This is a genomic window from Bacillota bacterium (genome assembly GCA_036504675.1).
Taxonomy (GTDB): Bacteria; Bacillota; Sulfobacillia; order JAJYWN01; family JAJZPE01; genus DASXUT01.
This window is the reverse complement of sequence record DASXUT010000139.1, coordinates 1-5299: the sequence shown is the minus strand read 5'-3', so window position 1 is coordinate 5299 and position 5299 is coordinate 1. Positions and strand designations below refer to the sequence as shown.

The 5299-nt window shown below is 66.2% G+C and carries 4 protein-coding genes; all 4 read left to right on the top strand.

Translation table 11 applies throughout. The annotated features are described in order from the left end of the window. The coding region (locus tag VGL40_09495) for a hypothetical protein (GenBank protein HEY3315490.1) at positions 1-2780 on the top strand (2780 nt) is incomplete at its 5' end. Next, positions 2780-4750 (top strand): LPD38 domain-containing protein, encoded by a 1971-nt coding sequence (locus VGL40_09490; protein ID HEY3315489.1) that lies wholly within the window; start codon positions 2780-2782, stop codon positions 4748-4750. The genes VGL40_09495 and VGL40_09490, both read left to right, overlap by 1 nt. Then, on the top strand, positions 4747-4980 hold the full coding sequence (locus VGL40_09485; GenBank protein ID HEY3315488.1) for a hypothetical protein: 234 nt from the start codon (positions 4747-4749) through the stop codon (positions 4978-4980). Before VGL40_09490 ends, VGL40_09485 begins: the two co-directional genes overlap by 4 nt. A 12-nt stretch (positions 4981-4992) precedes the next feature. After that, on the top strand, positions 4993-5299 hold a 307-nt coding region (locus VGL40_09480; protein ID HEY3315487.1), incomplete at its 3' end, for a hypothetical protein.

Sequence of the window (5299 nt, the reverse complement as noted above, 5' to 3'; positions counted from 1 at the left end):
TGCTCGGGTTCACCCCGTTCCGCCCAATGAGCGAGCCGACCGAGCAGCTCGGCGGACGGACGGTCAGCGCCGCCACCCTTGGCGTGATCCCACGGCCCGCGCCCGCCAAGACGACCCTCGGCAAGGTGGCCGGGTTCGGCGGTGACCTGCTCGGCTACAGCATCCCCTGGGGCGGCGCGACCAAGGTGGCCAGCAAGGTCATGGGCCCCGTCCGAGCCGCGACGAAGGGCGGGCGAATCCTCGCCGAGGGGCTCGCCGGCGCGGGCACCATGGCGGCCGAGTCGGCCATCGAGGGCCGGTCGGCCAAGGAGACCGCCCTGGCCGCCGGGGCTGGCCTGACTTTCGGCGCCGGTCTGCCGGCAGCCACCGAGGGGCTCAGCAAGTACGTCATCCAGCCCGTCATCAAGAAGGCCATGGCCAAGCGGGCCGCGTCCGAGGCCACCGACTTCTTCGGCCAGGCCCTGAAGGCCAAGGAAGCGCCGACGTCCATCAAGCCCGCCGGGGTCGTCAATGCCCCGGTCAAGCCCGCCGCGGCGACCGGCCCCTTCGGCGAACCGACCGGCCAGCCCGAGCCGTTCTTCGTAGACATCCCCGAGCTGACCTGGCTCGACAAGCCCACGAACATCCTTGACGCCACCTCCCCGGCGATGCAGAAGCGCGGCATCCGCAAGGGTGACCGCGTCTCATTCGTCCAGGATGGCCAGGAGTACGTCGGCCAGGTCCAGGGGAACCCGATCGGCGGGAGCGTGGAGGTCCTGGCCAGCCCAGGAGGGGCCGCGAAAGCTCCTACCCCGGGCCAAGGCCTGCGGCTTTATCGCGGACAGGTTGTGCCGAGCGCTGACGCCGCCGCCCTCGGAACGCAGTCCAACATCGCCAAGGTTAAGACCTTTGACGAGGTCATTGACCGTTCGCTTGAGGACAAGGCCGTACTGTGGCGCAAGCGGGTAGGCGACGAGGAGGTCAAGCTACAACGGCTGACTGGCGAGAAGGCTAGGCTTCAGCAAGCGGTGGACTCAGCCGGGTGGAGTGCTTCTGGAGACACCCTAGACGCTCTCTTGCGGGCTAAGACCGCCGCCGAGGACTCCCAGAGATTGGCGGCCGACTACGCCGCTGAGTTGAAGAAGGCCGAGACCGCCATTCAAGACGCGAAGGAACTCACCCAGATAACCGCCGAGAACAGCGACTTGCTCTACCTCACCAGCCAACGTAGCACGGCAGAAGCCTACGCAAATCCCTATGAGAAGGTATCAGAACACCTTGTGGGCCCCAAGCCTGAGGGCTACAAGCCGACGGTCACGGAGGTCGTGGCGAACCCAAAGAGGACACTAGACCTCACGGGGCACGGCAAACAGGGTGTCATCAACCACGAGAAAGCCATCACCCTCCTTGAGGGCATCGGCGTCAAGCCCGACGTTGCGGAGGCGATTGTCCAGCGCGAAGGAGAGAACTTCCCCGTATTCCGCCTTTTCAGAGGCAAGAACCTAGCGCCGGTCAGGAAGGCCCTCAAAGAGGGGGGTTACGATTCAGTTCATTACACCGAAGGGCTTCAGGACAACTGGCTAGTTCTTGACCGCAGCATAGTCAGGGATGCGCCGCCCACGTCCTCCGGCACCCGGACGACCGCCGCCGAGCCCACCCCGGCGGCCAGGCGGCTGGCCGAGGCCCCCATGACCCAGGCGGCCGGGCAGGGCGGGATCAACCGAGACATCCGCACCGCCTTCCAGGCGAAGGTCGGCCAGCCGGGTCAGCCACCCATGGCCCTGACGGCTCCGATGGCCCAGCCGGGGACCCCGGGCAAGACATGGGCTCAGGTGGTCAAGCGGGCCGACATCCGCCGGCAGATCGAGCAGGACCTCAAGAGGCCCATCTACATCGGTCACATCGACCAGTCCGCCGCGCCCCCGGGCAAGAAGATCCTCGGGACCTTCGAGATATGGCCAGAGGTCATGCGCACAGCAGAGGCCGGCAACTTCAAGACCATCTTCCACGAGACCGGGCACGCCATCGACAAGAAGCTTCTTCTCTCGGACCTCGGCAAACTGACCCCGAAGCAGGTCGCCGAGCTGGAATTCCTGGCCAAGCCGGTCTCCGCGCCCGGGTATGCCCCTGACCGGCTCGCCGCCGAGGGTGTCGCCGAGTTCGTCTCGATCTGGACCAACAAGGGCGAGGTTGAGGCCCGGGCCCTGGCCCCCGAGTTCGCCAAGGCCTTCGACGACCTACTCAAGCAAGAACCCGGCCTGGCCAAGGTCCTCCGCCGGTCGCAAGAGAAACTGAGCGCCTGGTACGGCCAGTCCGCCAGGGACCGCATCCTCGGGTCGATGTCGGTGGGGGAGAAGGGCAAGAAGCCGCTCACCCTCAAGGGCATCTATAAGGCTACGGTTGACGCGTTCGACCCGATCCGGCGCACGTCACACGAACTCCAAAGGGCAGGCGGCCGGACGATCTCGGCCAGTGAGGACCCGTTCCTCCTGGCCTGGCTGTCCCGGGGGTCGGGGGCCAAGGCCGAGGGCCGGATAAGGTTTGGGCACCGGAACCCCATTACCCTCAAGAAGGAGACCCAGGGACTTGACGCCGTCTTCAAGCCCGTCGCCGGCAAGATTGACGACTTCCAGGCCTACATGGCCGCCCGCCGGGCTGTCGAACTCGAGTCCCGGGAGATCGAGCACGGCCTCGGCAAGGGGACGTATTCCGGCGACGTCCAGGCCGCTTTTAGGTCGCTCGACACGCCCGAGTTCCGCAAGGCCTTCGACGGCCTCCAGAGGAGTATCACGCCAGCCTGATGGACGTGGTCGACTCCGGCCGGATCAGCGCCGCTGACGCCGCCAAGATCGAGGCCCTGAACAAGGACTACGTCCCGTTCAAGCGGGTCTTCGAAGACGCCCTGAACCTCGGCCAGAAGGCCGGCGGCCCCAAGGGCTTCGCCGACCTCCCCAAGGCCATCCACTCGATCACCGGCTCCAGTAGGGAGATCATCGACCCCCTGGAGTCGACGGTCAAGGACATCTACCTGTTTACGAAGCTCGCCGACAACAACCGGGCCGGCCGGGCCCTGGCCGACCTGGCCGACAAGACCGAGGGTGGCGGGTGGTGGCTCTCCAGGGTCGATGACCTCGGCAAGGCCCCGTCGAAGGAGAACGTCCTCACCACCTACCGCGACGGCCAGCCGGTCCACTACCAGGTCCGCGACCCCGACCTCTACCAGGCCGTCCTGTCGCTCGACGAGAAGGGCGCCGATACCATCGTCAAGATCCTGAGCTACCCGGCCAGCCTCCTCCGCGCAGGCGCCACCCTGAGCCCCGACTTCATCGTCCGCAATCCCATCCGCGACCAACTGTCCGCCCTGATCTACTCGAAGTACGGGTTCGTGCCCGGGGTCGACCTAGTCAAGGGGATCATGCACGCCGTCAACCAGGACGAGTTGTACCAACTCTACCTGGAGTCGGGGGCCGGCCACAGCGCCCTGGTCAGTCTGGACCGGGAGTACCTCCAGGGGACCCTGAGAAAGCTCCTCGAGAACAAGAACGCCTTCGTCAACGCCTTCCGCCATCCGGTGCAGACCCTCCAGGAGATCTCCGAGTTGATGGAGGTCGGGACCAGACTCGGCGAGTTCGAGCGGGCCCTGGCCAAGGAGGGGACGAGCCGTGAGGGCCTGATGAAGGCCGCCCTGGCCGCCCGGGACATCACCGTCGACTTCGCCCGGAAGGGCACGAAGATGGGTACATGGAACCGCCTCGTCGCCTTCTCCAACGCCTCGGTCCAGGGTATGGACAAGATGCGCCGCGCCTTCCTGGAGAACCCCGCGGGCACGACCGTCAAGGCCACCCTGGCCATCACCCTCCCCTCGATGCTCCTGTGGATGGTCAACAAGGACGACCCCTTTTATGACGAGTTGCCCTCGTGGCGGAAGGACCTCTTCTGGAACATCCCCGCCGGCACCAAGGACGTCAAGCAGAAGGACGGCTCGATCGTCAAGGCCACCCGGTTCATCTCCATTCCAAAGCCCTTCGAGCTTGGCGTCATCTTCGGGACCATCCCAGAGCGGACCCTGACCTGGCTCAAGGAGAAGGACCCGAAGGCTATGGACGGCTTGGCCAAGACCCTGTTCGACGCCGGCACCCCCGGCTTCATCCCGACCGCCGCTGTTTGGGCCATCGAGGCCTGGGCCAACAGGGATCTCAGGACCGGCGTTTCAATCGTCCCCGAGGGCGAGACCGGTCTTGAGGCATGGCGCCAATATGGGGCGGCGACGTCGGAGACGGCCAAGCTGATCGGTAAGGCCACCAACCTCTCCCCGCGCAAGATCGACAACACCATCCGGGAGGTCCTCGGAGGCCTCGGAAAGTATGGGGTTGACCTGGCCGACGCGGGGCTCGTCGCCGCCGGCGTGGCGAAGCCGGTCGCCAAGCCCGCCCGGACCCTCTCCGAAATCCCCATCGCCAAGGCCTTTGCCGTCGAGACGCCCCAGACGAGCAGCGCCTCCATCGACCGCTTCTACCGCGAAGCTGATGCCCTGGAGAAGAAGTACCAGACCTCCAAGAAGGGTGGCACCAAGCTCCGTCGGGAGGAAGGGACCCGCCTCAGCCGCCTCCGCGACTACCGCCAGGCCCTCTCCGACCTCCGCCAGTTGCGCTCAAAGGTCGAGTTCTCCAAGACCATGACCCCACAACAGAAGAGGGCCGAGATCGACCGGATCAACCTAGCCATGACGAACCTCGCCCGGAAGGCCCTCGGGGAGGAGACGATCAAGTGAGAGAGATTGCCGCCAAGGACCTGGCCGTCGTGGTCGGCCAGCACGAGGAGAAGATCAAGGCCCTCAAGGAGACGTTCGAGGATCACGAGGAACGCCAAACCACCAGCCTCGACAAGATCTGGAAGAGGCTCGACCAGTTTGCCGGCCGGCCGACCTGGTCTATTCTGACCGTCATTACCCTCCTCTCCACGATCTGCGCCGGCCTGGCCGTCTGGGCCCTGACTCGCTAGGAGGTAAAGCCCATGCCCGTCACTTCGCTCAAGCTCAAGGAACAGGTCGCCTTCGTCGACGGCCGCCAGGTGACCCTCGGGGCCCCGGTCGACGACGTCGCCGGCCACGTCCGGGCGACCATCGCCCCCATCCTCAGGGCCCGGGGGGAAGCGGTCGGCTGGTCCCCAAAGTCCCAGCGGCTGGTCGCGGTCAAAATCGTCTTCGGGTGGCCCCTGGCCGACCAGGACGCCCGGGTGACATCGCCGATGGGGGAGAGGGTCTCGCCGTTCGACCCCGCGGTCAAGGAGTTCCACTCCGGCATCGACCTGGCCGCCCCCG

Excerpts from the sequence above, each read along its gene's own strand:
- VGL40_09490 (HEY3315489.1), top strand. The coding sequence starts at position 2,780 with ATGGACGTGGTCGACTCCGGCCGGATCAGCGCCGCTGACGCCGCCAAG.